This window comes from Mucilaginibacter sp. (assembly GCF_039921305.1).
Taxonomy (GTDB): Bacteria; Bacteroidota; Bacteroidia; order Sphingobacteriales; family Sphingobacteriaceae; genus Mucilaginibacter.
Window position 1 is genome coordinate 37212 of sequence record NZ_JBDSCA010000010.1, and the last position, 25962, is coordinate 63173.

Consider the following 25962-nt stretch of genomic DNA (forward strand, 5'->3'; position numbering starts at 1 on the left):
TTTTCTGTGGAATTTGTATGATTTTTCTCACATGGTGGTGGTAATTGGCTCTCGCACTTTCAATACTGGCTTTGCTGGCAACATTTTATCAATTGTACTTACAACGCAGTCATGACGAAAAATCGGTCAAGCCACTGGCGCAAATTGACCTGATGGATTGTGACGGAACATTATATATCCATGTTCAAAATAACGGTGTAGGCCCTTTGATCGTTGATAAACTGATATTTATAAAAGAGCAACAAAGTTACGCGCGTATTGAGGATGGTCTGACTATTGATCCGAGAACTTATAACCATATAGAAATTACAGATACGAACAAAAAAGTTGTTATCCCCGGCGGGTTTTTGGAAGTGTTTTCTAAAACATTTGACGGAAAAGATGATAAAGCAAATATTGATCTGTTCCGGCAACAACTTTCAGGATTACACCTGAAAGTTGAGGGGCGCGATATTTATAATAATAAAATCGCGATTGAAAAAAGCCTGCATTGGTTTGCACGGCACAATTAATTAATTTCAGATTTCCGGCTGTTTATCGGGATCATGCTGTGTTTGTTGCCCCCTTGTTGCTTTTACCTGTGCAAGGAACGCCGCCCGTTGTTGCTCTTGGCTTTGTTCCCCGGTACCGGATGATTGTTGTTCCATATCCTTAAAATCAACCTTTGGTTTTTCTTGGCTGTAAGGGTGCTGGGCTTTTAATGTTTCGATATTTTTCTTTTCATGGCTTTGTTCGGTTGTCTGTTTTTGTTCCCGCTCTGCCGCCTGTTCCTGTTGGTGTTGTTTTGCATTGTCAATCATGCTTTGGAACTTTTCGCCTTGTTTGGTAAATTCCTTATCGCTGGGCTGGTTCGGATCGGGGCCTTTAAACCCGTGTTGTTTAGCGGTCGCGTAGGCGAGTTGTTTGTAACGGGTATCAATACTTTTTAAACCATCTTCATAATTCAATTGATGGTTTTTCCCGGTAGTGCGGTTGAAGTTATTGAGATATGCCGATTGCGTGGCATACTTGCCGGGATATTCTTCACGTTCCTTGTGGTATTCACGGGTTAATTTCACAAAATCGGAATAACCTTCATATTCCATCTTGTTCAAGTAATCCTGAACAAAAGGCGGGATTTTTTCTTCATCGGTCGTCATAATATTTGAATTTAATATTTTTTAATGATACAATAAGAATAAATATGGGAGATATTTAATGTATAAATATGAATCATCTTTTTGGAATACGGTAAGGGATAAAAATGGCGTATTGGAATGCTCCAAATATTTTTACGGCTGTGCTTCTTCCGACGATTTTTTATTTAACGATCCTAAAAGCCTGCCGCGCTTCGGCCAACTTGCCCGTAAAACATTGATGCATTATTTAGGTGACCATTATAATCCACATAAAGATGCAACCATCCATGAGCCATTTTTAAGATTGCTGATAAAAGGCTTTATTGAATACCGCATCGAACACAAAACCATCGGCCATGACAAAGAATATATCGACAACTTTTTAAAAAAGGCCATTGGTGACCTGTACGGCGTTCCCCTTGAATACGACCAAATCCGTATTGATAAGGGTATCTTGCCACCGTACAGGGGTGTTCTTCATGATGTCGGGCCGCAATAAATTATAACTCATATTCCATGTTGCGGCTTGGCTGTTGCTGGCGTACTTGTTGCACTTTGTGTAAAAACGCTTCCTTTTGTTCACTTTTTTCTTTTGATGGCAATTGTTCTGTGGTGCCAGTCAATTTTACGGTTGGGTTTGGCTCGTTTACGCCAAAACGCTTTTGCTGTTCTTCGCCGTTTTCGCCCCATTTGGCTTTATGGGCGGCATAGTCCTGTTTTAGAATTTCTTTCACGCCATCCGGCATTTGCTTGTAGCTGCCGAATGTGTCCACCATTTTAGCATAGCGGCGGTTTACGTCTTGTTTAGCTTCCTGTGCATCAGCGTGGAAATTCAGCCATGCGTTTTGGTGCATCTCATTCATTTGTGCCTCGGTTGGTTGTTCTGTGCTGTTTCCATTAGTTTCCTTTTTCATGATTAAAAATTTAAAGGGTGAATAAAAATTATGTTGGTTTATAAAATTGTGCGGCTTCCATAAAGCCAAGTATTTTTGCCGATGCTTTCAGTTCCTGCCGTGCGGTTGTTTCATGTGTACAGGCGATAAACTGCTCCTTGATCGTATTGCGCTGTTGCACCAGATTGTTCCTGAATGAAAACATCACCTTCAAGGCGATTACAAACGATAAAGTAATCTCACGCGTTAGTGAGCGGTTGCGCTCTCTAACATCCTTTATGTTCTGCAAAAACTTCTGCCGCGCCTGGTCTTGCGCGGTGGCATCAGGGGCAGGTGTTTTTTCAGGGCTGCTTTCGGTTGGAATGGATTGTTGATTTTGCCGTTCCTGCTTGGCAGATTGCATGACCCGAATGGCTTCTTTTTCCGGCATCAATTCCGTTTCGCCAAACCGCGCTTTTACATCACTGGTTTTGATGCCGTCAAGCTTGCGCACCAGATCGAAGCCGATACCATCTGAATCTACTACACGATACGGTCTGTCCGTACCTTTGGCGATCTTGTAACCATTGGCTTCCGCTTCCTGCATAAATTGCGCTGCCGTATTTGTCCGCTGCCATATCTTGGTCAGTGTTTGTTTATGATGGTCGCGGTTTTTGTTCTTAACCGGGGTGCGCTTATGAACAAATTTCTTTTCCATCTGCTCGCGCGCCCGGTCGTGCGCCTCATAATTATGCTCGTAAGTCGCCATTACCCCGCGCTCATGGTTGTAACGCTCATACACAACATGGGCATGAACACGATTGCCGGGTTTCTCATGCAGCACCACCACCTTGCGCTGGTCTTGGTAGCCTAACTGATCGGTCAATAGATCAACCGATTGCTGCCATTCCTCCATCGTCATCGCCCGGTCGGTCGTATCATCCGGGTTAGGATTGATGTAGGCATGGTAAACGCTGTTTTTACTGCGGGTCAATTCGCTGTTCAGTTCCATGCTGTACAACATCGCTTTTAACTGCCGCTCATCGGCATCGCTGTTACCGTCCACATCCATAATCATAATGCGTTCGTTCTCGCCAGTTGCCAGCAAATAATCGGCAAGCTGCGGTGCGTTACTCCTTATTTTTCCTCCGATGACCATGTTTGATAACCTCCAATAATTCGTTTGTAAGACGGGTGATTTCTTGCAATGTGCGATTGATAATGCCGGGGTCGATCTTTGCCGCTTCCCCTGTTTTGATTTCAATGTTCAAAGCTCTGGCTATTTGGTTCAGGTTACTCCCTTGCTTCCCGGTCTCGGCTAATAAACGGATCAATGTATGACGGTCAATACCGGGTGATGTTTCATCTGCTCTTTTACGGATGTAATCGCTAATGCTCAATCCTTCACTTGCAGCGTTTTGTCGAATGATTTCTTTTTCGGCAGGCGTGACGCGAAAACGGAAAACCGCATCGCGTTTCACGCCGCCATTCTCTGGCGTACGTTTCATTTTGTTCCTTTTGTTTATTTCAAAAAGCGTTATATTTTTAAAGAGGGTCAAGGGAGAATCTCTCCCTTGCAAGACGGTTTTGTGGTAACAAAACCATGTCTTGCATTCTTATCTAAGCTATCACGGGCAATGCGAAAAGTCAATGATCTGCACTGTTTCAATATGTGTCATGATGGTTCATTCTGATATTTATTTAAAAAATATCACTTACTCAATCTTCCTGACCATCAAATATTTTGGATAAATATTATTTAGTATTATCTTGTGACAACCTTAAACCGTCACGATGTCGATCGATCCAATTAAAAAAGGGCTGGACGTATCCGGCGAAGAAATTAGCGAGCTATTCCGCACCGATCCGAACCCGGAGGGTTTGCCAAAAATCGGTTTGTTTCTTCTCGGTATGCTGCTTACGCCTATTACCCTTGCCGGGGCATTACTCGGCTATGGCCGGGCTTACAAACGCTTCTTAAAACCACGGGATATTTACCCGCGACTATACAGCCTGCCGCCCATCGTCCGGGTTGCGATGCTGATCGGTGCCGCCCTGATATGGCTTACCATTATTGTTGTGGTGGTGTTTTTCCTAACGGTTTCGCAAATGGTTCGTTCCGTTAACAGTGCCGCGATTATTGGGTACTTATTAGTCAACCTGATTTTCACTTTTATCGTTTACGGTGTATTCGCAAATTGGCGGCGAGGGAAGGATGCTATTGCCGTTGAGTCCGAAAAATTCGGTACGGCACGTTTTGCTCGGTATGATGAAATAAGAGAATTTGACGGGCCAAAAGGTTTTTATATTGGTGGCGGTTTTACGTTTCCCGATAAAGGCCATATCCTCACAGTCGCCGGAACGCGCGGCGGTAAAGGCACAAATTTAATCGTACCGAATTTGCTTGGCGTGGGCGGTTATGAAGGTTCGTATGTCGTAATTGACCCGAAAGCGGAGCTGGCGGCAATAACTGGCCGATACCAACGCGAAAGCGGTAAAAATGTTGTTATCCTAAATCCGTGGGATTTGTTATCGGAACATGTCGGCCAGTCCAGCACATATAATCCACTTGATATTTTATCGGATAAAAGCAGCCCGCATTTAATTGACGATGCGGATATTATCGCCGAAATGATCGTTCCTGTTGAGAAAGACGATAAAAATAAATTCTTTACCGATAATGCGCGCGGCATTTTATCAGGCTTGGTGTTGCATTTGGCAACAACCCATGAAAAAGAAAGCCGGATATTAGATAAGCTTTGGAAATGGGTACGCCTGTCGGGCGATGATTGGGATAATTTATTGGCGGATATGGCCATTAACCTTGACCCTGTTAATGGTGAAGCGGTGCGCGTTGCAGCCAATGCCATCTTACAATTGATGCAGGCAGGCGAAAAAACCTTTGGCAGCATCATGGCAACATTGATCCAGTGTACCGATTTTTTGAAAAGCCCATCATTGCAAAAATCGCTAAAATCCGGTTTTGATCCGGCGGTATTAAGCGAGGGAAATACTATTGTGTATGTGGTGATCCCAGTGGATAAACTGCAATCACATTCGCGCTGGCTCCGGTTGGTCGTGACCACCTGTATGCGCTCTGTGGTAAGGAAACCTAAAAACAAGGTTTGCTTCCTGCTTGATGAATTTGCGGCCCTCGGATACCTTCCCGAAATAGAAAATGCGTTATCAACCTATGCGGGCTTTAACTTGACCGTTTGGCCGATATTGCAATCGTTAATTCAGTTAAAGGGCATTTATGGCGATAAGTGGGAAGTTTTTGTCGGCAATACCGCTGTAAAGCAGTATTTTTCAATCAACGATAATTTTACGGCGGATTATATTAGTAGTGCTATAGGGCAAACGTCCCATGTTACCGGGATCGGCTCATGGATGGGCCTAAAAGACCCAAAAGCCAATGCCCGGCCATTGGTTTCGCCGGACGAAGTGCGGCGCGGATCGGGTGATAATATGTTTGTGTTTATTGGCGCGAAGCCGCCGACTTTGCTCGCCAAGTTACCTTATTATAAGATGAGAGAATTGATAGGGAATGATGAAAAGGCAAGATTTGATGATAACCCCTATTTATAAGAAGCCTTTTTTTGCAATGCCTGCATTCATAATTCAACTACAATACTTAATTATAAATAAAATTCCTGATTTCCATCGCTGTCCTTATAGTCAAAGCAGTTATCATGTCGTCTATCTGTGTCTACGATATATGCATCATTTGTTTTACGTGATTTGATTGATCGCTTGTCATTGAAATATTCGTGCGACTGATCATATTGATAATCAGAATTGGTGTCATTTAAAAAAGGATCCATAAAAATGTTTTTATAAGAATGTTCTAATGTAAGCCGCCATGCGCAACGCCTTATACGATATGCGGCTGAGGCTTTTTGTTACTAACAAAAAAAATATTACTTGGCCTTTGTTCGATATCACTATCATCCATATTCTTAAATTTTTGAATGCCTTTTTTAATCCTTTAAGAGGTAACGGTTCTCCCCGAAAAACTTTTTGACTATCTTCAATGAATTTTTGAAATGGGGTTTCATGATATTGTTTCACCTGTGACCAAACTTTATTAGGAATTGGGAAAGAAATAAATTTCCCAATATCTTTCATGTGTGCTACTTTTCGGCGCTTATTACCAAGTATCCCGCGAGCTATCCCATAATACATATTCTTTACATTATGTATGACGAAATTCGTGTATATATATTCTAATTCTTCAATTTCATTTGGATCGGCTGTAGCATCTTTTATTCGGTTTAACTTTAATTCTCCGATCTTCTGCCACGTCTCTCTATGTGAAAGGGTTATCTGAAGCTCGTAATTTGCCTTAGCAACTTTATTAGAAGACTTTAAAGAAAGTAGAGCTATAAGGATTGCTGTAAAAGATAACACACTACCAAAAAGCGGTATAATTATATCCTTAGCAATTTCGTACAAATCATGGTTGGGATTCATCGGAAATTGAGTTAATAAATTGAATATTTAAAAGTGATAAGTATTCGTTCAATGATTTACTCATGGTCTTCAAACTATTCGATAATTGAATGTATGGCGCGATTTCATCAACTTGATCTGAGTAATACGCTCCCCCTGTCATTATTCCACCAGGGTTATCAAATTTGAAAAGATGCTTTTCGTCGAACAATACAAAATCACTGAATAGATGTCGTAGTTTTTCATCAATCTTTGGAAGGTCACTATCTTCAATAACTTCGATATTCACTCCTATTGATTGCGAAGTCATGTAACTGCTAAGCTCAATCAAAAGATATTTTGACAATGGAAAAGGGATATAACGAATTCGATTGAAATGCACACCATCGTTAAATATTCGACTATGGAATTTCTCTTTTGAAGAATAAATGCTTTTTTGAACTTTGCAAATTAATTCGTTCGTTTTTCTTGCGTCTACTGTTGACCAATCCGATATATCGAATTCTTCATAAACTGGAAGTACTTCAAGCTTGAAAAACTCGTCTCTACAAGTCTCCCAAAGCTTAAAATATTTCTCTTTGTAATCTGGACGGTTTAGATATTGCATGTCAATTGCTCCACAGTTTTAATAATAACCTCCCTTGGTAATATAACAAGTAGTTCATCGTCTGCGATGCAGGCGAATGACTGTAAATCTTCATTTCCAGTTGGCTTTTTACCAATAACCATAAAATTACCATCCTCAGCTTCGATAATTGCTGGGCAATCATTATCTGAACATCCCGGATTTTCACCTACAAATTTTGCTAATAGTCGTTTTGCTTTCATATCTTTATTGTTTTATGATGTAAATTTCAATTAAAAATTTATCCCAAAAACGGGTGAATTATAACTACCGTATCGCAATGAGAATTAATCCTTATTTATTTTTGCTTTTAAAGCGAATGATCGAATTTGAAGCAGAAGAAACCCTACGAACTGTTTCAACAAGAGAGAGCGTTTATAAATTTGTAGTTAGCACTGATAAAAACTACTATTCGAATAGTAATGTTGTAACAGCTAAAACATTAGCAGACTATATAAGAAGGTACGTATGGTCAAAAGATGACTTTGATTTCCCGGTACATATCTTGGACAAGATGTCACAAATACCGTCTAAGTTAGGTGTTTACAATTGCTGGGCGGATTTTCTTGTAAGTCATAGTACCAGTCCTGCTGCCAAAAATGGCTTGCTATATTTAGCAAGACCATTTTCATCCTACTCAAAGGATATTCAGCAGGAAATCATTTCATCAGTAGAAATGCGACTATCGAAAATGTATGATAGATACAAGGCAAATATTATAAGAACAAAAAATAAGGCTCCAATTGATATAGATGAAGACGATAATAAAACCATCAGATTTGCCACAGTAGCGGACATCAAATTAATTGCGGACTTGGCTAAACGCGTTTACCCATGTCCAATAAATGATTTTGAAGTTAAAAGTCCGTGGCATGAAAAAAACAACTATATTTTTGTTGTCTGTTTGGACGAATTTGGTGAACTACTGGCTAATATAAATCTTTTGCCACTTAGCGAGAGCTTTTATAACAACCTTAAATCTGGAATAGTTTATGAAGACAAAATATCGTCAGATGATATTTACACACCAACTGATAAAAAAAACGTCAAACATCTATATATCGAAGGATTTGCTTGTATTTCCACTGATGTTCAACGGGAGTTTCGCAGACGTTTTGAGAACATAATATCTAAATTAGCTGATATCAAAAATAAAGATTTAGTTATTTGTGCGATTGGGGGCTCCAAAGAAGGTGATCTCTTAATGAAGAAATATAAATTTACACAAACAGGTTGGGCAATAGACCCCAAAAGTAATATTCGATACCCATTTTTGGAAACTAACTGGTCAACTCTCAAAAAAACGATTATGGCGCAAATAATCAAATCGGAAATTATTAAGGAGTAACCAATAGAAGTGAGTAGCAACACTGAAAGCAATGCCCCGATTTTAGGCTCCGGTATAGTGTGGATCGGTTGAGACCGTTGAACGGTCAGGTTAACGCTGTTCATCGGTGAATAGGCAGATTGACGAACTACTGGGGATTTGGGCTTTTGGAGACAGGTCAGAGGGGGGGATGACGATAAAATTTATTGAATTAACCTCGAAGTTCATGCTACGCTTTTATAGTCTGCTGAAAAGCAGATTTAGGGTAATTGTTAGGGTAAAGGACAAGCTTTAAAATAAAGCTTTTTTGTTTTACAAAGATTTAAAAAGATGTATTCAACCCCGGTCGGGGCTACCAAATTTTAATTCACAAGATGCCATAAGGCATCAAATATTTGTTTTGAAACAAATAAATAGTGGGTTGACATTTAGGAATATATCCCTATACTTCATAATATATCACGCAAAAGCGGGTAAAAAATGGGGTAAAAAATCAGCGTAAGCATCCCCGACAGTTTCCAGTCTGTAACATTCTGTACTGAAAGGAGAGCGTTATGCTCCTTAATGATTCGTCCTGTAAAAATGCGAGGGCAAAACTTAAAACCTATAAACTTAACGATGGCGAGGGACTATGGCTGTTCATACAACCGAATGGTAAAAAATATTGGAAGTTAAAATATAACTGCAACAATAAGGAGAACACACTTTCCTTTGGTGCTTATCCTGAAGTTTCTTTACGAGATGCAAGGGACAAGCGTGATAAAGCTAAAACTGATTTAAAAAATGGCGATGATCCATCAATTTTGCGAAAAGAGGCAAAGCAATTAGCATTATATAACAGTTCTCAAACCTTTGAAGCGATATCAAGAGAATGGCATGATCGTTATATTAATAATTGGTCACCGAAGCAAGCTGCGCGGATTTTACGAAGATTAGAAAATGAGTTGTTTGATAATTTAGGACGTTACCCTATCAACAAGTTGCCTCGTAAAATACTTTTGGTTTGTTTGCAAAAGGCGGCAGAAAGATCGCCGGAACTTGGAAAAAGATTGCTTGGCTATTGTAAACAAATTTTTGAATTCGCCGGGCTAACAGATCGGCTTGATAAAGATTTGACGTTGGGCGTTAAAGCGGCATTACCTAAATATATTTCAGGTCATTTCGCTTGTATTGAATTAGAACAACTTCCAGATTTTATAAAAGCCATCTATTCCCCGCCTCCTACACAACATAAATTAGCTAATCAGGCAGCAAGATTAGCTATGTTGTTTGGTTGCCGAACGATGGAAATGCTAAAATCAGAACGGTCAAAATTCAATCTTGATGCAGCTACTTGGATTATTATATCTGACAATGTGAAAAAATCAGCCGAACAAAGAAGAATAAAGAGAGATCATCTTGTTCCGTTATCTAAGCAAGCTATCACGATAATTTTAGAACTTGATAGGGAATATGGTGAAAACAGAAAATATCTTCTACCAAGCCCTGTAAAAGAAAATCAGCCAGTTTGTAAGAACATTATACTCGGAGAACTTGACCGATTAGGGTACAAATCAGTAATGACGACTCACGGTTTTAGATCGTTATTTATGAGCGTTAGTACTGAAAAGCTCAAATACAGAATGCGTATAGTAGATCGTCAATTGGGGCATGTACCCAAAGGCGAAGTGCTACGCACATATGATAGAGCCAAATATTTAGATGATCGTATAAAACTCATGCAGGATTATGCAGATTATCTTGATAGTCTATTTAAACCACAACAAACAGAAAGGAACAATCATGGAAATTCATCAAGGTGCAGCCCAACCATTTCGAATTACTACAGCAATAGTACTTCGGCAGTTAAATTTGAGTCTTTCAACACTCAACAGGCGTATCAAATCCGGGACGTTTCCTAAGCCACACAAAGATGATGGCGGTCGCCTCAATTACTGGAATGTAGATGAAATAAAAGAATATCTAAGAAGTCGCAATAAAGATTTCTAACTATAAATAAACATGGCCCTGATTTTTGCGGGGCCATGTTTATACATGGGCATCATTCCAAGTAGTACAGTTTGGTTTTAAGTCTTTCTGAAAATTTGCAGGTTGAGCTTCCAAGAGAAACTTCATACTCCCGATAGTTCCTAATCTGCATGGTTTCAGATTAGGCATCACAAAATAATTACTATGTTATTGCAAAACTTCCACTGACCAAATTTATATGAGGATTAAAAAATTTGGTTTTTAAATAATAAATAATCATATTTATTACCTAATATCATTGCTTTCGTTCCCCACATGAGGCAATACCGTTTCACTTTATCTACATCAGCACAATGAAAGCTATTCAAGCCCGGTATCTGTTTTTTATTATTTCCTGTGGGTTGTTTTTTTATAGCTCTTTAGACGTATCTGCTCAATTGATCTTAAACCAACCTAACACAACTGGAACATATACTGCACCGCATACAATAACATTAGATGTAGGATTTTCCTCAGATAATTTTAGTGGCAGCATTGTTAGCAGTCCTATTTGTACTCCATTAAATGCAGCTCCAAGTTCCAATCAAAACTATATTGTCACTTATGTTCCCCGCCAGCCATTCAATGATGCATCGTCTTTAGCGGGCAAGAACACATGTGAGGTGATGGAAACAATTCAATATTTTGATGGATTAGGAAGACCAATGCAAACTGTGCAGGTTAAGGCAAGTCCAAATCTAAGAGATATCGTTACACCAATTGCCTACGACCAATTTGGCCGAGAAACAACTAAATATAATATTTACACGGCACTACCTGGCGTAAGTGATGGAAGCTACAAAACTAATGCAATCGCAGATCAGAGTTCATTTTATAACAATCCAATTGGTTGGAATGCACCAGGTATTAAAAATACTAACTTTCCGTTTTCACAAACACAATTCGAAGCATCTCCGCTAAATCGTCCTTTGGAACTGGGAGCAACAGGGGACAGTTGGCAATTGTCAGCAAATACAACTGCTACAAATCCCGGGCACACAGTGAAATTAGATTACCATACCAACGATGCAACATCGCTAACAAGCGGTAGTGGTCGTTGGGCCAAATTGTATAGTGTTAATTTAGATGCGAATGGGAAACCTTCGTTGGTAGATAGGGGTAGTTATAATGTAAATACACTTGTGGTAACAGTCTACAGTAATGAAAATTGGTTAGCCACTGACGGTAAAGCGGGTACAACAGAGGAATATAAAGATAATGAAGGACATACCGTATTAAAACGCGCCTATAATCTAACTTTTACCGGGCTGGAAACACTATCTACATATTACGTTTATGATGATTTCGGCGATTTGTCTTTTGTGCTACCACCTAAAGCCGAGCCGGATAATGGCGGCATAACCCAAACAGTATTAGAAAATCTTTGCTTTCAATATAGATATGATGAAAGGCGACGAATAGTTGAATCTAAAATACCGTCAAAAGGAGTGGAATATAAGGTTTACAATGTCCTAGATAAAATGATTGCCAGCCAAGATTCAATGCAACGTGTACAAAATAAATGGACTTTTATTAAATATGATGCATTAGGTAGGGCCCTCATTACAGGTACATGGAACAATGGGGGAACTTCCATTAGTAGAACCAACTTACAAAGCCAGATTAATTCTCAATCCATACAATGGGAACGTAGAGATAATGCCAATTCATCCGGTAAATATTATACCGCTGCCTCATTCCCCGTTAATAATATTGTCGATTATTTATCGGTAACATATTTTGATGATTATAATATCCCAAGTTTGCCGTCAACATATGATAAGCATGTGTCATATAGTCAAATGACAAGAGGCTTAACAACGGCAAGTTTGTCAAATGTATTGGGAACCTCTGATATGCTTTGGACTGTTCAATATTATGATGACAAGGGCAGAACAATAAATGCAATTGTACAACATTATTTGAACGGTTCCGCAAATACGGCCAACTACGATGAGGTGAATAGTACTTATGATTTCACCAATAATTTAATCACAAAAACAAGAAATCATCATGCTGCAACTAATCTAGATTTAGCCATTGTCGATAGCTTGGTTTACGATCATATGGGTAGGAAAACGCAATCCTGGAATCAGATTGCGGGAGGAACAAAGGTGCTTTTATCTAAATTGGACTATAATGAAGTGGGGCAGTTAACAGCAAAACATCTACATAGTACTGATAGTGGAAATTCATTCTTGCAGGATATAAGCTACCAATATAACGAACGTGGTTGGATGACTAAAGACAGTTCCGGTTTGTTTGTAATTAAATTAAAATATGATGATGGCACAACACCTCTCTACAACGGTAACATTGCAAATCAATATTGGGGGACAGGTAGCAATTTAAATAAAAGCTATACTTATTCATATGATAACTTAAATCGCTTGGTAAGCGGGGTGTCGAATGAAAGCTATACAGAGCAAGCTATAGATTACGACAAAGTTGGAAACATACAACATTTAACCCGTATAGATCCACGTACTTCGTCTACAGCCAATTATACCTATAATTATAATGGAAATCAATTAACCAGTGTTACTGGCCTGACCGGCACCAATACATATTTATATGATGGTAATGGTAACACAGTTTTTGATGCGCACAACAACGTTTCTATTGCTTATAATATACTCAATCTGCCGCAATTTGTTACTGGCGGGAAAACCGTTACTTATACTTATGAGGCTGATGGCCAGAAACTACGGCGTGTAAGTGCGAGCAGCACCTTTGGAAGTGAAGATTACATTAAAGGTATCCAATATTATAATTCAGCTATTGAATTTGTAACAAATGAGGAAGGCATAGCCAGACGTAATCCAGTGACAGGCGCCTACAGATACGAATATACGCTAACTGATCACTTGGGAAACAATCGTATATGCTTTGATGATAGTAGTAATGTTGCAAGGGTTATTCAAAGAGATGATTATTACCCTTTTGGTGTAAATTATAACCGATACACTTTTGGACAAAAAAATAATTATTTATACAATAAAAAAGAATATCAAGATGAGTTGGGTACGTCCGACTATGGCGCAAGATATTATGATGCGACAATAGGAAGATGGGGAACTGTCGATCCTTTAGCAGAAAAATATTATACGGATGGTGCTTACAACTACGTTAGTAACAATCCAGTATCAAGGATTGATCCAGATGGTCGAGATTGGAGAAATGATGATGATAAGGCTTATGCAGAAAAAGTAAAATCAGATGCGAAGGATGTCAATAAAGGTTTGGAAGGGAAAGCAAAACGAATACAGAGCAGGATAGATAAGGCCAATTCAGGCGACAAAAAATTCAAAGACGATAAGGCAAAATCAGCGTATATTGCGAGTGAAACTAAGGATTTAAACGAAACAAAAGCGTCTATCGAAATTAACAACTCAACGATTAATAAAATAGATGAAATGACGAAATCAACCGATTTTACCTACGGGTTCAATATGACTCCCGGTAATTCGGTTGGTGGAACGACCAAGGAAACTCAAACGGTTAATGGCAAAGAAAAGACAATTTACATGATGAGCATTAACGGTGAAGCAAATGGTGTTCATGAAATGACCCATGCTTATGCTGCGACTATAGCCGATGACTATAGGTTTAGTAGTAGTGGAAATATTTTATGGGGGTATGGAGCGGCTGCGTACCAGAACAATGCTGACGGAGAGATTGAAGCATATAAGGCTCAGTTCGCATTTGACTCGACTGGATTTCCTGCATCAACCTTACTTGGCAAAAGCCAATCAGCAGGTTCGCTAAATGATATAAATACTTCCTATGTAGGAGGTATAAAAAATCCGAATGATAATAAGGCTTTATACCCTAATGTATTATTAAAGGCGGTGATAATGCGTTTATTTGGAAATGGAGGACAATAACTAAATGAAATACTACCTGTATATTCCACTATTAATGTTATTAGGGCTGCTAAGTTGTGGCCCTCAAAGAATAACACAAGGTAAATACATTGGAAGGATTGGTGATAATATAAAGTTTATTAACGATTCCTTGTATTCTTTCAATATTAATACTGATGCGGGCATGACTGCATATTCTAAAGGGACATATATTACTAAGCATGGATATGTTTTTTTAAGAAGTGATTTCAATGCCGACCTCAAAAAAATTTGTATATCGGTTAAATCGGAGAGAGGAAAAGGTCAATCAATAATTACAAACAGAGAAAAATCAAAAGATAAAGAGGTCGTGTATGAGATACTTATCAATCACAATAAATGGTATCCGCTCTATCAGCCTTTAAAGGTTGATAGAAGAATTACGAGTTTTAGGTTGAGGGCATATCTACAACCAGGAATAGTTTACGGAACAGTACCACTAATTGATACCTTATCCTCGGAAGAATTTATCGTTAAAACCGACATTCCTACCAGTTTTGAAATTACCTCCAATATTGATTCAAGAGATTTTTTTAGGATAAAACAAATAGACACACTTAAGATTGTAAATAAACAAAAAATCAAATGGATCAAAAATAACTCAAAACTTGATTTAAAACTATAATCTTGCGTGATGTCTTTGTATTATAGTTTGGGAATTTATCGGTTTGTTTAAATACTGCAAGACAAATTTAAAGTTACTAGTAGAATTGATTTTATAATATTTAGATAAATATTATGCGTTTTATTCGAATTTTTTATTCAACATTATAATTTCTTCTTGAATATTTGGAGGCAATTCGGCAAGAATTGTTTTTCTAAAATCTTCAACAATAGTTCCCTTATCTGTCAAGTAAAGGAAAAAATAATTTTGATAGCTGGTAAAGAAATAATAATCCCTAACTCTCGTAACATGTGCCGTTGAAAAAAATGATCGCACTTCTTTCATGTTCAAATTGAGATATTCCGTTGCGATATGAGATAGGGTATCTCCTTTAATAATATAATGAACGCAATAATTGGCGGACTTCTGAAATTCCGGTATTAACACATTTTCTTTGTATAATATCACTTCGCTTACACATCCGTTCGCATGCTTGATTTGCGCTCGGGTTTTTGTAAGCCAATCTTTTGCGTTATAATGTGTTTGAACCTCGTTACCGACTATTGTTTGAATTTCTGTTGCTTTTTGACCAATATAAACTTTTAAACGTTCAATTGATTGTCCGCTGGCTATTTCTTGGCTAAGTAGAAACAACATTAAAAGTAAACAGTGCCGTTTAGACATGGTATCTGTAAGTTATCTTTCAGGTTCGCGTGATTGTTCGCGGCCTTTTTGCGAAACTTCCCGGATGCGTTCAAGTTCGTGTTGCCTCGCCCCGGCAACCATGCCTTTGAAACGGTCGCCATCAGCTTTAGCCGATAACATTTGCTGCGCAACTTCGGGCATCCCTTGTTTCAGCTTATACATTTGATTAAAGCCCCTGATATATTCCGGCGATGGGTCTTGTTCTTCTTCCATAATCAAAAAGTTTCGTAAGTAAAGTCTTCAATATAATCGCGGATGCTGTCGGCATCATAAAGGATGAGTTTTTTCTCCGGTTGGCTGTAACGAATTTTTCCTTCATCGCGAAACTTCTGCAATGTGGTTTTGCTGGTAATGCGTAACATCCTCATGGCCTCCTCGCCGGAAACCCATTTGTCGCCTTGTGATTGCTTAGGTTTTTTACTGTCTATATAAGCTTCAAGCTTATCAATCATTGCAAAGAAGGCGCGATCTTCAAAGCAGATAACTTCCATACAGCAAGGTATGTATTTTTAAGATTAGTAACAAAAAATGTGGGATATTTTAGGATATGACGGCGATATTTCTTATCTTTAAGTAATAAATCATTGCACGATGCGATGATAAGGCTGGATGCCCATTGTGGTTTGAGTGCCTTGTTTAAACATTGTTTTAACAGAAAAATACAGCCTGCGAAAATTCCATCAAAAGCTGTTAATAGGGTAGTAGTTATAAAATTTCGATTTACTACCATAGGGCTCTTAACCCTATCACTTTTTTTGTTTATAAAGGTTTTGAATTATAGGTATTTATATCTACATTTGCATCCCGCTTTAAAAGGCGGTAAAACATTAAAAAACAAAGTTTAAATGCAACAGTACGAAACCGTGATCATTCTTACCCCGTTGTTGTCAGTTGAAACTGCTAAAGAGGTTACAGCCAAATTTAGCAAGTTATTAACAGACAATGGAGCCGAAATTGTCCAAGAGGACAATTGGGGTTTGAGAAAACTAGCGTACCCTATCGAAAAAAAGACAACAGGGTACTACCACCTAACTGAATACAAGGCTCCGGGTGATTTAATTAACAAACTGGAAGTTGAATTGAGAAGGGATGAGCGTGTTATGCGTTTCCTCACTATCGCGCTTGACAAACATGCAACTGCTTACAACGACAAAAAACGTAGCGGTGCATTCCAGAAAAAACCTAAAACCGAGGAGGCAGCTAAGTAATGGCAAAAGATCAAATCCAATACGTTACCGCTCCAAAAGTGGAGGATAACCGTAAAAAATACTGCCGTTTCAAAAAGAACGGAATCAAGTATATCGACTACAAAGACGCTAACTTTTTATTGAAGTTTATTAACGATCAGGGTAAGTTATTACCACGCCGTTTAACAGGTACTTCTTTAAAATTCCAGCGCAAGGTGGCACAAGCCGTTAAACGCGCCCGCCACATTGGTTTATTACCTTATGTTACTGATTCGTTAAAATAATAGGGGGATAAGAAAATGGAAGTTATTTTAAAACAAGATATCAAAAACCTCGGCGAAAAAGACGATGTAGTAAGTGTAAAGGCTGGTTATGGCCGTAATTTCCTGATTCCTCAGGGATTTGCACAATTGGCTACCGTATCTGCACGCAAGGTATTAGCTGAGAACTTGAAACAAGCTCAGTTTAAACAAGAGAAAATACGCAAAGATGCCGACGCTATCGCGGCCCGTTTAGAAGGTGTTACACTTTCTATCGGCGCTAAAGCTGGCGAAACCGGTAAAATTTTCGGATCGATCAACACTATTCAAATTGCTGATGCATTGAAGAAAGAAGGATTTGAAGTTGACCGTCGCCGTATCACATTTGATGCTGAACCTAAATTTGTTGGTGATTACACCGCAAACTTAAACTTACACAAAGAAGTGAAAGTTAAGGTTCCGTTCACTGTAGTTGCTGAATAATATTATTCTCAAATACAAATTATTTAAAGGTATTTAGCTTAGGCTAAATACCTTTTTTTATTTTTGGTCAATGGCTAAAGCAAAATTAAAACGAGGCGGTGTTATGCGTCTCATTCTCCGCATACTTAAACTAACGGTTATCCTTTTTGTAGGGATAAGCCTGTTCATGGTGATCCTGTATCGCTTTGTAAACCCACCCGTAACCTGGCTGATGATAACCCGTGGCTTCGAGCGCAAAAGTGATGGAAAGGATTGGAAGATAGACAAAAAGTGGATTAACTTTGACGACATTGCCGACCCTATGAAACGCGCCGCCGTTGCCGCCGAAGACGCTACCTTTTTAGAGAATCACGGCTTTGATTTTAAAGCCATAGAAAAAGCCATCGATAATAACAATAAAAAAAACAGCCACAAACTGGTAGGTGGCAGTACCATAACCCAGCAAACCGCCAAAAATGTATTCCTATGGCCGGGCCGCTCCTACATCCGCAAAGGTTTTGAAGCTTGGTTTACTTTGCTCATCAATATTTTTTGGAGCAAGCAACGCGTGCTGGAGGTCTACCTGAACGAGATTGAAATGGGCGACGGTATTTACGGTGTAGAAGCCGCCTCGCAAGCTTACTTCCACATCTCGGCAGCTAACTTAAACAAAAGCCAGGCCGCCCTCATTGCAGCCTGCTGGCCCAATCCCATCAAATGGACACCCGATAATCCGGATAATCATATTATGCATAAGAAGTATCTGATCATTAAGAATATGCGCAGAATGGGGCCTTTGGATTTTTAGCCCCCTAACCTCCTTAAAGCGGATAAGAATAAAATTCCGTACTTTGTTGGTGTGCCACCGGCAAAACCGCTAAACTAAAATATATGAAATTGGAGTTGAGTATTATACCTGTTGATTTGTATGAGCAATATGTTCATCAGGTAAACAGCGACTTGCAATTTTTATTTAACGGGTTAACCGATGCGGAATTATCCACACATACTTTCAGCTTCTATACTTCAGTAGCTTCGGTTTTTTCGAGCAAGATAGAAGGTGAGGAGATGGAGCTTGATTCGTACATCAAGCATAAAAAATTCGGAGTTGAATTTTTAGCCGATTACACTAAAAAGATAGATGATCTGTACGATGCTTACACTTTCGCTAAAGCAAATATTTTAAACCAAAGCAACGTAGAGCAAGTGCATCAGTTATTAACCAGGCATATTTTGGCTAAGCATCAGCGGGGTAAATCACGTACACAAAACATGTATGTAACAACTCCCGATGGTAAAATGGAATATGTAGCAGCAGCGCCCACCTCCGTAACAGCCGAAATGAATAAGTTATACGCTGATATCGATTTGTTACTTGCAAGCGAACTAAGCATTCAACAAGTGTTCTTCTTCGCAAGCCTGATCCATTTGGTTTTTGTCAAGATCCATCCTTTTAATGATGGCAATGGTCGTACAGCACGGTTATTAGAAAAATGGTTTCTGGCACAAAAACTGGGAGCTAAATCATGGTTTATCCAATCCGAAAAAAAATATTACCAGCAGTATCAATCTTACTATAATAATTTAAGAGCATTAGGCTTAGAGTACCCGGAATTAAACTACAATAATGCGCTTTCATTTTTATTAATGTTACCATCGTCATTAAGTTTGTCTTAAGATCTATCCCCGAATCCCTACTGGTATTTCCAATTCCTGCTCTTCCCCTCACTAATCCACTCCATAGCCTGCTGTATTCGTTTTAAACGGGTAGCATCCGTTTTAGCTTCGGCAAACCAGGCTAAATATTCGTTTTGTTTTGATGGACTGAATTTGTTGAAATACCCTTCGGCAACCGGGTTCGCGTCAAGCAAATTGATAAACTCTTCGGGCACTTCTATTTCCTTTTTTTGTGCTGATGGTTTGTCCTTTATTTTCATGGTACCTTTTTCACCACTTTCGTTGAGTTTAATGGCTTCGCGGATGTATTCGATCAGGATCTCGTCCGAAGGCAAATCGGAAAGGCTGGTGAGGCGGCCTATACTCCCGGCAGACGATTCTTCGCCTTTATTGAGTACATTGTATGGGTCGGTAAGTAAGGTTGCCCTCCAGAAACCAAAAGCGGCATGCTGTTTAAAAGCGGCCATCTGGCAAACCGGGCCTTTGTAGTCAAAAAACGGCATGCTCCATTTCATAGTCTCAACAATACCCGGCTGTGCCGTATGCACCAATTGGCGCAGGTGGCTCAAAATAGGTTTAGCAAAATCGGCGGCTTTGGCAATGAAGGCATCAACGCGTGGGTCAAGGTTTTCCATATACTAATTTAAAAAAAATGCGATTTAAATGTAGCATTTTTTTCAATTGCTTCGTATTAACTATAAATCAAATATTTATGAAAGCTGTTTACCGAACCATTTTTTTAGCCACTGTTATTTTGGCGGTTGCATGCCATAAGGATAATGTTACCGAAACATCCATCACAGGCAAATGGAAACTGACCGAAGTTTTGGCCGATCCTGGTGATGGCTCGGGAAAGTTTAACCCCGTTGCACCAAAGGCTGATTATGATTATGTGAAATTTGAATTGAATGGAAAACTGGAAGGCACCGTATTGTCGGATTATGTAAGATATTCTATAAAGGATAGTGTGATCACCGTATTTAAAACAGATAATACTTTGCAAAACTATCAATACAAAATTCACGATGGTGTGATGGATATGTCCCCGGCCGGGCCACTGTTTTGTATCGAAGGTTGTGCAAACCGCTTTGTTAAGGTGAGTAATTAAGCTTTGCCGAGCAGGCCTTCCAGATCAGGATGATATTGCGAAGTTAAAAAGTGCGTTACCGAATATTCGGCAAGCTCATGTTTAGTAAACGGGTCTTCGCTCATAATTTGATGGATTTCATCTTCGCTATCGGCCAAAGCCAGAATGACACCACCTGTACGCGGCACTTTACGCCCCGAAGCTACGAACACGTTTTGCTGATAATATTTTTTGAGGAATTTAACATGAGCGGCCATGTGCTGATCTAATTCTTCCAAAGGCACAATATAATCCAGATCGATAATAAACATGATTAAGCTTTACGCTATAACCAGATCAGCGGATACTTGTTTGTGCCAGCTGTTAATACGGCCAGGTAACATGGAGTGGTTTATCCATCCACGGATATTTAATAATGGAAAAAGAAAATGGAGATCTATGGATCAGCAGATCGTAGGCGCGTTTTTCAACCGTTAGCTCCCATTTATCCCCGTGTTCGGTAAGTAAACCATCGCGCACCAGCCAGTTCCCCCTAAACCCATCAACAGATGAGCTTCCAATGGCCGGCCAATAGCCCATTGCAGCGTTTATCAATCCGTTAATTAAATCAATATGTTCTTCAGAAATATTGATGCCTTGTATAATCGGCTGAGCTATGGGCAGCCCACACAGCACCTTATTTAGCGGTAATAATGATTCTTCTGTACTGCTTAAACCGGTTACAACATATTGCAAATAATGCACAGCTTGTTGCTGCGCTTCTTCGTTTAAAAAGCTATGATTCGCCATAAGGCCAAGGCGCTCAAACAGCATGGGAAAATAGGTACTGAGAAGCACACAACCTGCATTGTGCACACTTATACCCCTTTGTGGGCTTATTGGCTTCATGTTTTAAGTCCGTGTGTTGTAAGGCTTATGCTGTAACCAAGTCACCAAACACTTGTTTGTGCCAGCTGTTTTTGTAGGTCACTTCCCATTGGGTAGCTACATCGCCTAATTTGTTCACCAGGTTGTTAAATACAATGGTATCGGCGTTTACTTTACCTTGTTTAATCAGTTCTTCAAACTCGGCGCGGTTTGCCGTAGCAATATTGTTTTGCTCATCGCGATAAGCGGTGTTAAACCTATCAAACAAGTTGATATGGAACTCATGCTCTAACGATTTCATCAGTGTTACCGATTTATCTATCGAGCAGCCTGTGGCCCCTGTTTGGCTTTCGTCAACAGTTAAAATAATAAAACGGTTATAGCGTACTTCGGCTTTAGCTTTTAGCAAATTGTTATGGGCGGTCCAGTCGGTAGTAAACTCGTTCAATATATGTTGCAGGCGTTCCATTTCGGTGGTATTCAACTCACGGTTCGACTGGTAGATCCAGATTCGGGAATTTTCAGAAAAGTTCATATACAAAATTAACAATTATTAACTTAGACCACGGATAAGTGATGTCATGATATTATCAATTAATAAACCATCGGCCCGAAAGTTTTTTATACCCGTTGTTATCGCTTTTGCGATGGTATTATGCTGCTTTAAAAGCGACAGGCGTATGGATGCCAGCGAAGCCGTTACTTATAGCAATCACTGCCTTAACCAAAGCTACGATGCATCGGGAGAAAGTAAGCTTAAAAAATGGGAAATGAGCGTTACCGAAGATCTGTTTGTGCGCCTGCGCAAAACTTATATCGGCGGTAAGCAGGATTATTTTTCTTTCCGCATTAAACGCTTTAACGATCTGAGCTATATAGGTACAGCTACCGCGGGCACGATATTACTCAAAACCGATGCCGATAACGTGATCCAGCAAACCTATAACGACCCTAAAGGCAACGAGGACAACATGGTGCAAACCATGAGCATCCCGGTAAAAAACATGGAGCCCGAACGGGTGGATAGCTTGAGAACGGCGCTTTTGTTTTTGCGGAACGGAAGATAGACTCAAGAATTAGGATGCAAATCTCAAGATAGACCCTGTTTTACCTGAAAATACCTAATCGTAATCAAACCAATAAACCTCTCAATACTGGCCAAACATTATCGGCTATAATTTTATACCCTTCGGCGGTGGGGTGGATGCGGTCGGGTATATTAAGACGGCGTATCCCGGCCACATCTTTCAAAAAGAAAGGCACAAAAGCCATTTGATTAGCCGCTGCCAACTGCCGGTACATAGCGATAAACTGATCGGCAAAACCGGCCTGCATTAACAAAGGTATTTCCATACCCATCAACGCCATTTTTACCTGAGGATGTTTGGTTTTTACTTTGCTGATAATAGCCTGCAGGTTTTCGGCCGTACGCTGCGGCGGAATACCACGCATAATGTCGTTAATCCCCAATTCCAAAATAAAAATATCCACAGGCTGGCTGAGCCAGTAATCAATCCGGTTGAGCCCGCCCGCGGTAGTATCGCCGCTTATACCCGCGTTTACAATACGGTAGTTTAAATTTTCTTTTTTGATTTTTTGCTGGATAAGCGCCGGGTAGGATTCGTTGCCGGCATCGCCCAGGCCGTAACCGGCAGTCAGGCTGTCGCCGAAGAATAAAATAGTGTTCATAGTTGGTGATAACGGGGAATATGGAGTTGTGTTTTGGTTCAGTTTAAAGGTCAATATTTATTACTTCAATCTTACATATTGTTTTGTACCTTGTAAAATATGTATCTGTTTTTTACGAATTTTCGTTTGCTAACCGTTGTTGTATTAGCCGGAATTATTTCGGGTGCTTGTAAGCCAAAATATAGTGTGCCTGCTGCTGCCGAAATCCCTTTACCTATAAACCAATATCCCAAAGGTTACAAAGTAGATAGCACTGATCTATATTCAAATATCCAATTTGATATCAAAAAAATGCATAATGTATTCGTTGGTAATTTTAAAGCGGCTGATTTAAGCGCCGCGGAGTTGAAAACTATAGATAGCCTAATTCGTGCCTCGGTTAAGCAACATAATCAGGAATTTAAAAGTAAGGGTTGGGGTCAGATAGAGGATTTGAAAAACTACCGGAGGCAACTGGTGGCTGCAATTGATGCCAAAGGTGCTAAGCATGTATATATAAATGCTTTTACAACTTGGCCTTGGTTTGAAAAAAACTGGAAAAAGCATTTAGCGTATGTAAATGATGGTGGTTCTGGCTTTTTTTACCTTTATATTAATTTGAAAACCCGCAAAGTTTATTCTTTTGGCACAAACGGGCTGGCTTAGGTTACCCGTATTTCCGCGTTAGCGATAGTAGCGGAAAGCCCGGAATGAGCTTCTATCAGCGAATGAGGACTTGGAACGGATAGCGCGGGCCGAAAGTAACGCCCAATATATCTGATCCTTAATATATCATTACTAATTAACTCACATCTAATATCTCATTTCTCCCATATGTTTCGTTCTGAAACTTTTTTTCAATTCTGTTTTGCTATTTCAAAACAAGTCCCTATATTTGCAGTCCTTAAAACAGAACGAATAATAGCTATAAACAATGGCAAATCATAAATCATCAATAAAAAGAATCAGGTCAAATGCTGCGAAGCGTTTACGTAACAGGTATCAGGCAAAAACTACAAGAAATGCCATCAAAAGATTAAGAGGTACAACTTCTAAAACAGAAGCTACTCCACTTTTATCAAAGGTGATCTCTATGCTTGATCGTTTGGCTAAGAAAAACGTTATCCACAAAAACAAAGCTTCAAACAACAAGTCAAAACTGACTAAGTTTGTTAACGCTTTAGCTTAAGATATATTTAGCTTTTATAGCTTTAAAAAGCGTACTGATGTAATCGGTACGCTTTTTTTTGTGCCTCACCCCGGCCCTCTCCAAAGGAGAGGGAGGCTGGAAAATATAGATGCCTATTCTATACCCAATATTTATTTCTACTTTTAAGTCCTCTCCTTTGGAGAGGATTTAGGTGAGGCAAATGGAACAACAATACGAAGGCAAAATAAGCATCAAGGCTTGGGCCGAGGAGGACCGTCCGCGCGAAAAGTTAGTAGGCCAGGGCCGCAGGACTTTAACTGATGCTGAATTGATAGCCATCCTGATAGGTTCCGGTAGCCGGGATGAATCGGCCGTGGAACTAAGCAAACGCATTTTACATCATTATAAAAACGACCTGAATGCTGTTGGCAAAGCTTCGGTGAGTGAGTTGTGTAAGTTTAAGGGCATCGGCGAAGCCAAAGCCATATCCATAGTTGCCGCGCTGGAATTAGGCCGGAGGCGGGATGATACCGAAGCTGCCCTTATAGAAAAAATAACCGGTAGCCGCGATGCCTATAAAATATTGTACCCATTGCTGGCCGATCTGAATCATGAGGAGTTCTGGATCATGCTGCTTAATAAAGGCAACAAAGTATTAGGGACTCACCTCGTTAGCAAAGGCGGCATGGCCACCACCATTGCCGATCCGAAGATCATCTTCCAGGTAGCGTTGGAACACCATGCGGCATCAATTATATTATCACATAACCACCCATCAGGCAGCCTTAAACCCAGTGCCGAAGATTTGAACCTCACCAAAAAATTAACCGCTGGGGCACGGTTGTTGGATCTTGTTATATTTGACCACCTGATTATTACCGATCATTCGTACTACAGCTTCGCGGATGAAGGGGTGCTCTAACCAATTTCACCAAATCGAAAACAATCGATACATTTGCAACGCAATGGATTTGAAGAAGGTAGAAAAAATATCAAAGGCCCTGGGCGATCCTTATCGCCTGAAAATAATGGAGATGGTTAAGCAGCAAAAAGATTGGATGCAATGCGCCTGCATCTCGTCCGAAGTTAAGCTTGCCCAATCCACCATATCCCACCACTTGAATCAATTGGTTGATGCCGACCTGCTTATTGCCGAAAAAGATGGACGTAACGTTCAGTACCGGGTAAACAAAGATGTGATGAGCGAATACGTTAAATTTTTGAATGTGTTTTCTGTGTAAAAAAATTTAAATAACTTATCGATTATTTTCGATATATCGATTTATATGGTACTATTGTGCACGATTTAGAAAAGCGGATTACTGCGGATTAATAAATCGATAAATTTACATATATAGATATATTATAAACAATCATAATGAAAAAGTTAGAAAATAAAGTAGCCGTAGTTACAGGTGGTAATAGCGGTATTGGGCTGGCAGCAGCAAAACTGTTTGCAGCGCATGGCGCTAAGGTTGCCATAACCGGTCGTAATAAAGCAACGCTGGATGCCGCTGTTGCTACAGTTGGTAACAACACCTTAGGTATAGTGAGCGATGTTGCCAATGTTGGCGAATTAGCCGGGCAATACAAACAGATTAGCGATGCATTTGGTAAAATTGATGTGTTGGTAGTAAATGCCGGCGTTTTTATAGCCGCCCCATTTGCAGAATACACCGAAGAAATGTTTGACACCTCCAGCGATATCAACTTTAAGGGTGCGTTCTTTTCGGTTCAAAAAGCATTGCCTTATTTAAATGATGGCGCTTCAATTATTATCACATCATCCGCAGTGAGCAATAAGGCTATGGCTACGGCAGCGGTATATGCGGCCACCAAAGCAGCGGTAACATCATTGGCAAGGAGCCTCATATCTTTGTAGATAATAAAACAGGACTAAGGGCAGCAAGTTGAAAGGAGGCGATTTAAGCACCAATATTGGATGTTGACCGCAAGAGAGACCTGCCCTTAGTTTCCTTTTTACAAAGC

General features: G+C 39.7%; 34 protein-coding genes. 19 read left to right on the forward strand and 15 right to left on the reverse strand.

Features of this window, described 5'->3' with window-relative positions; translation table 11 throughout:
* Nucleotides 1–44: 44 nt before the first annotated feature.
* Nucleotides 45–512 carry a hypothetical protein gene (locus ABIN91_RS01540; RefSeq protein ID WP_348047717.1) on the forward strand — a complete coding sequence of 156 codons (468 nt, stop codon included), beginning with the start codon at nt 45–47 and terminating at the stop codon, nt 510–512.
* Between the two features lie 6 nt (nt 513–518).
* Here the strand turns inward: ABIN91_RS01540 and ABIN91_RS01545 are convergent, their stop codons facing one another.
* Nucleotides 519–1139, reverse strand: coding sequence for a hypothetical protein (locus ABIN91_RS01545; protein WP_348047719.1), 621 nt, complete (start codon nt 1137–1139; stop codon nt 519–521).
* A gap of 58 nt (nt 1140–1197) precedes the next feature.
* Here ABIN91_RS01545 and ABIN91_RS01550 point away from each other — a divergent pair, with 58 nt between their 5' ends.
* A complete protein-coding gene (locus tag ABIN91_RS01550) occupies nt 1198–1617 on the forward strand; it encodes a hypothetical protein (RefSeq protein WP_348047721.1) in 420 nt (139 codons plus the stop codon).
* Between the two features lies 1 nt (nt 1618).
* Here the strand turns inward: ABIN91_RS01550 and ABIN91_RS01555 are convergent, their stop codons facing one another.
* From ABIN91_RS01555 to ABIN91_RS01565, 3 genes are read right to left on the reverse strand one after another with little or no spacing between them, the layout of a single operon-like run.
* Nucleotides 1619–2032 carry a hypothetical protein gene (locus ABIN91_RS01555; protein WP_348047723.1) on the reverse strand — a complete coding sequence of 138 codons (414 nt, stop codon included), beginning with the start codon at nt 2030–2032 and terminating at the stop codon, nt 1619–1621.
* A 28-nt stretch (nt 2033–2060) separates the two neighbouring features.
* Nucleotides 2061–3149 carry a hypothetical protein gene (locus ABIN91_RS01560; RefSeq protein ID WP_348047725.1) on the reverse strand — a complete coding sequence of 363 codons (1089 nt, stop codon included), beginning with the start codon at nt 3147–3149 and terminating at the stop codon, nt 2061–2063.
* Nucleotides 3121–3498, reverse strand: a complete 378-nt coding sequence (locus ABIN91_RS01565; protein ID WP_348047728.1) for a hypothetical protein — start codon at nt 3496–3498, stop codon at nt 3121–3123. The genes ABIN91_RS01560 and ABIN91_RS01565 overlap by 29 nt, the downstream gene beginning before the upstream one ends.
* A gap of 286 nt (nt 3499–3784) precedes the next feature.
* Here ABIN91_RS01565 and ABIN91_RS01570 point away from each other — a divergent pair, with 286 nt between their 5' ends.
* Nucleotides 3785–5578: a type IV secretory system conjugative DNA transfer family protein gene (locus tag ABIN91_RS01570; RefSeq protein WP_348047730.1), complete on the forward strand. Its 1794-nt coding sequence runs from the start codon at nt 3785–3787 to the stop codon at nt 5576–5578.
* A gap of 246 nt (nt 5579–5824) precedes the next feature.
* On the opposite strand, the gene ABIN91_RS01575 is transcribed toward ABIN91_RS01570, so the two are convergent.
* The 3 genes from ABIN91_RS01575 to ABIN91_RS01585 are packed head-to-tail and all read right to left on the reverse strand — an operon-like array spanning nt 5825 to nt 7270.
* Complete coding sequence (locus tag ABIN91_RS01575; protein WP_348047732.1) at nt 5825–6463, reverse strand: hypothetical protein; 639 nt, start codon at nt 6461–6463, stop codon at nt 5825–5827.
* Entirely contained in the window at nt 6447–7049 is a 603-nt protein-coding gene (locus ABIN91_RS01580; protein WP_348047734.1) for a DUF6879 family protein, read from the reverse strand. The genes ABIN91_RS01575 and ABIN91_RS01580 overlap by 17 nt, the downstream gene beginning before the upstream one ends.
* Nucleotides 7037–7270 carry a hypothetical protein gene (locus ABIN91_RS01585; RefSeq protein ID WP_348047736.1) on the reverse strand — a complete coding sequence of 78 codons (234 nt, stop codon included), beginning with the start codon at nt 7268–7270 and terminating at the stop codon, nt 7037–7039. The genes ABIN91_RS01580 and ABIN91_RS01585 overlap by 13 nt, the downstream gene beginning before the upstream one ends.
* 116 nt (nt 7271–7386) lie before the next feature.
* Between ABIN91_RS01585 and ABIN91_RS01590 the strand changes: the two genes are divergently transcribed.
* The 4 genes from ABIN91_RS01590 to ABIN91_RS01605 all read left to right on the forward strand — a co-directional run bounded on the left by ABIN91_RS01590 (nt 7387) and on the right by ABIN91_RS01605 (nt 14931).
* Complete coding sequence (locus ABIN91_RS01590) at nt 7387–8415, forward strand: hypothetical protein (RefSeq protein ID WP_348047738.1); 1029 nt, start codon at nt 7387–7389, stop codon at nt 8413–8415.
* 533 nt (nt 8416–8948) lie between these two features.
* A complete protein-coding gene (locus ABIN91_RS01595) occupies nt 8949–10295 on the forward strand; it encodes an integrase arm-type DNA-binding domain-containing protein (RefSeq protein WP_348047740.1) in 1347 nt (448 codons plus the stop codon).
* 420 nt (nt 10296–10715) lie between these two features.
* Nucleotides 10716–14288: a DUF6443 domain-containing protein gene (locus ABIN91_RS01600; RefSeq protein WP_348047742.1), complete on the forward strand. Its 3573-nt coding sequence runs from the start codon at nt 10716–10718 to the stop codon at nt 14286–14288.
* A gap of 4 nt (nt 14289–14292) precedes the next feature.
* Complete coding sequence (locus tag ABIN91_RS01605; protein WP_348047744.1) at nt 14293–14931, forward strand: hypothetical protein; 639 nt, start codon at nt 14293–14295, stop codon at nt 14929–14931.
* A 120-nt stretch (nt 14932–15051) separates the two neighbouring features.
* Here the strand turns inward: ABIN91_RS01605 and ABIN91_RS01610 are convergent, their stop codons facing one another.
* Genes ABIN91_RS01610 through ABIN91_RS01620 form a run of 3 tightly spaced genes read right to left on the reverse strand, consistent with a single transcriptional unit; the run spans nt 15052 to nt 16106 of the window.
* Complete coding sequence (locus ABIN91_RS01610; RefSeq protein ID WP_348047746.1) at nt 15052–15594, reverse strand: hypothetical protein; 543 nt, start codon at nt 15592–15594, stop codon at nt 15052–15054.
* Between the two features lie 12 nt (nt 15595–15606).
* Nucleotides 15607–15828 (reverse strand): hypothetical protein, encoded by a 222-nt coding sequence (locus ABIN91_RS01615; RefSeq protein ID WP_348047748.1) that lies wholly within the window; start codon nt 15826–15828, stop codon nt 15607–15609.
* A gap of 2 nt (nt 15829–15830) precedes the next feature.
* Nucleotides 15831–16106, reverse strand: a complete 276-nt coding sequence (locus tag ABIN91_RS01620; protein ID WP_348047750.1) for a helix-turn-helix domain-containing protein — start codon at nt 16104–16106, stop codon at nt 15831–15833.
* Between the two features lie 354 nt (nt 16107–16460).
* On the opposite strand from ABIN91_RS01620, the gene rpsF reads away from it, so the two are divergent.
* From rpsF to ABIN91_RS01645, 5 genes are all read left to right on the forward strand, one after another.
* Nucleotides 16461–16823, forward strand: coding sequence for a 30S ribosomal protein S6 (gene rpsF, locus ABIN91_RS01625; protein ID WP_348047752.1), 363 nt, complete (start codon nt 16461–16463; stop codon nt 16821–16823).
* Nucleotides 16823–17086, forward strand: coding sequence for a 30S ribosomal protein S18 (gene rpsR / locus ABIN91_RS01630; protein ID WP_348047754.1), 264 nt, complete (start codon nt 16823–16825; stop codon nt 17084–17086). Before rpsF ends, rpsR begins: the two co-directional genes overlap by 1 nt.
* Nucleotides 17087–17101: 15 nt before the next feature.
* The gene (rplI, locus tag ABIN91_RS01635; RefSeq protein ID WP_348047756.1) at nt 17102–17545 is read left to right on the forward strand and encodes a 50S ribosomal protein L9; all 444 of its coding nucleotides are present in this window, start codon (nt 17102–17104) and stop codon (nt 17543–17545) included.
* A 103-nt stretch (nt 17546–17648) separates the two neighbouring features.
* Entirely contained in the window at nt 17649–18332 is a 684-nt protein-coding gene (mtgA, locus tag ABIN91_RS01640; protein WP_348047789.1) for a monofunctional biosynthetic peptidoglycan transglycosylase, read from the forward strand.
* Nucleotides 18333–18415: 83 nt separating this feature from the next.
* A complete protein-coding gene (locus tag ABIN91_RS01645) occupies nt 18416–19201 on the forward strand; it encodes a Fic family protein (protein ID WP_348047758.1) in 786 nt (261 codons plus the stop codon).
* 17 nt (nt 19202–19218) lie between these two features.
* On the opposite strand, the gene ABIN91_RS01650 is transcribed toward ABIN91_RS01645, so the two are convergent.
* A complete protein-coding gene (locus tag ABIN91_RS01650) occupies nt 19219–19836 on the reverse strand; it encodes a YdeI/OmpD-associated family protein (RefSeq protein WP_348047760.1) in 618 nt (205 codons plus the stop codon).
* A gap of 77 nt (nt 19837–19913) precedes the next feature.
* On the opposite strand from ABIN91_RS01650, the gene ABIN91_RS01655 reads away from it, so the two are divergent.
* Nucleotides 19914–20309 carry a hypothetical protein gene (locus ABIN91_RS01655; protein WP_348047762.1) on the forward strand — a complete coding sequence of 132 codons (396 nt, stop codon included), beginning with the start codon at nt 19914–19916 and terminating at the stop codon, nt 20307–20309.
* Here the strand turns inward: ABIN91_RS01655 and ABIN91_RS01660 are convergent.
* The 3 genes from ABIN91_RS01660 to ABIN91_RS01670 are packed head-to-tail and all read right to left on the reverse strand — an operon-like array spanning nt 20306 to nt 21690.
* Nucleotides 20306–20599, reverse strand: coding sequence for a YciI family protein (locus ABIN91_RS01660; RefSeq protein WP_348047764.1), 294 nt, complete (start codon nt 20597–20599; stop codon nt 20306–20308). The genes ABIN91_RS01655 and ABIN91_RS01660 overlap by 4 nt on opposite strands.
* A gap of 52 nt (nt 20600–20651) precedes the next feature.
* Nucleotides 20652–21176 carry a contractile injection system tape measure protein gene (locus tag ABIN91_RS01665; protein WP_348047769.1) on the reverse strand — a complete coding sequence of 175 codons (525 nt, stop codon included), beginning with the start codon at nt 21174–21176 and terminating at the stop codon, nt 20652–20654.
* Between the two features lie 25 nt (nt 21177–21201).
* Complete coding sequence (locus ABIN91_RS01670; protein ID WP_348047771.1) at nt 21202–21690, reverse strand: ABC transporter ATPase; 489 nt, start codon at nt 21688–21690, stop codon at nt 21202–21204.
* Nucleotides 21691–21736: 46 nt separating this feature from the next.
* On the opposite strand from ABIN91_RS01670, the gene ABIN91_RS01675 reads away from it, so the two are divergent.
* On the forward strand, nt 21737–22222 hold the full coding sequence (locus ABIN91_RS01675) for a hypothetical protein (RefSeq protein ID WP_348047773.1): 486 nt from the start codon (nt 21737–21739) through the stop codon (nt 22220–22222).
* Nucleotides 22223–22286: 64 nt separating this feature from the next.
* On the opposite strand, the gene ABIN91_RS01680 is transcribed toward ABIN91_RS01675, so the two are convergent.
* The gene (locus ABIN91_RS01680; protein WP_348047775.1) at nt 22287–22844 is read right to left on the reverse strand and encodes an arylesterase; all 558 of its coding nucleotides are present in this window, start codon (nt 22842–22844) and stop codon (nt 22287–22289) included.
* Between the two features lie 99 nt (nt 22845–22943).
* On the opposite strand from ABIN91_RS01680, the gene ABIN91_RS01685 reads away from it, so the two are divergent.
* From ABIN91_RS01685 to ABIN91_RS01705, 5 genes are all read left to right on the forward strand, one after another.
* Nucleotides 22944–23489, forward strand: a complete 546-nt coding sequence (locus ABIN91_RS01685; protein WP_348047777.1) for a hypothetical protein — start codon at nt 22944–22946, stop codon at nt 23487–23489.
* Between the two features lie 268 nt (nt 23490–23757).
* Nucleotides 23758–24012 carry a 30S ribosomal protein S20 gene (gene rpsT / locus ABIN91_RS01690; protein ID WP_348047779.1) on the forward strand — a complete coding sequence of 85 codons (255 nt, stop codon included), beginning with the start codon at nt 23758–23760 and terminating at the stop codon, nt 24010–24012.
* A gap of 181 nt (nt 24013–24193) precedes the next feature.
* Nucleotides 24194–24895 (forward strand): DNA repair protein RadC, encoded by a 702-nt coding sequence (gene radC, locus ABIN91_RS01695; protein ID WP_348047781.1) that lies wholly within the window; start codon nt 24194–24196, stop codon nt 24893–24895.
* 43 nt (nt 24896–24938) lie between these two features.
* Nucleotides 24939–25214 carry a metalloregulator ArsR/SmtB family transcription factor gene (locus ABIN91_RS01700; protein WP_348047783.1) on the forward strand — a complete coding sequence of 92 codons (276 nt, stop codon included), beginning with the start codon at nt 24939–24941 and terminating at the stop codon, nt 25212–25214.
* Between the two features lie 137 nt (nt 25215–25351).
* Entirely contained in the window at nt 25352–25855 is a 504-nt protein-coding gene (locus tag ABIN91_RS01705) for an SDR family NAD(P)-dependent oxidoreductase (RefSeq protein WP_348047785.1), read from the forward strand.
* Nucleotides 25856–25962: the final 107 nt, after the last annotated feature.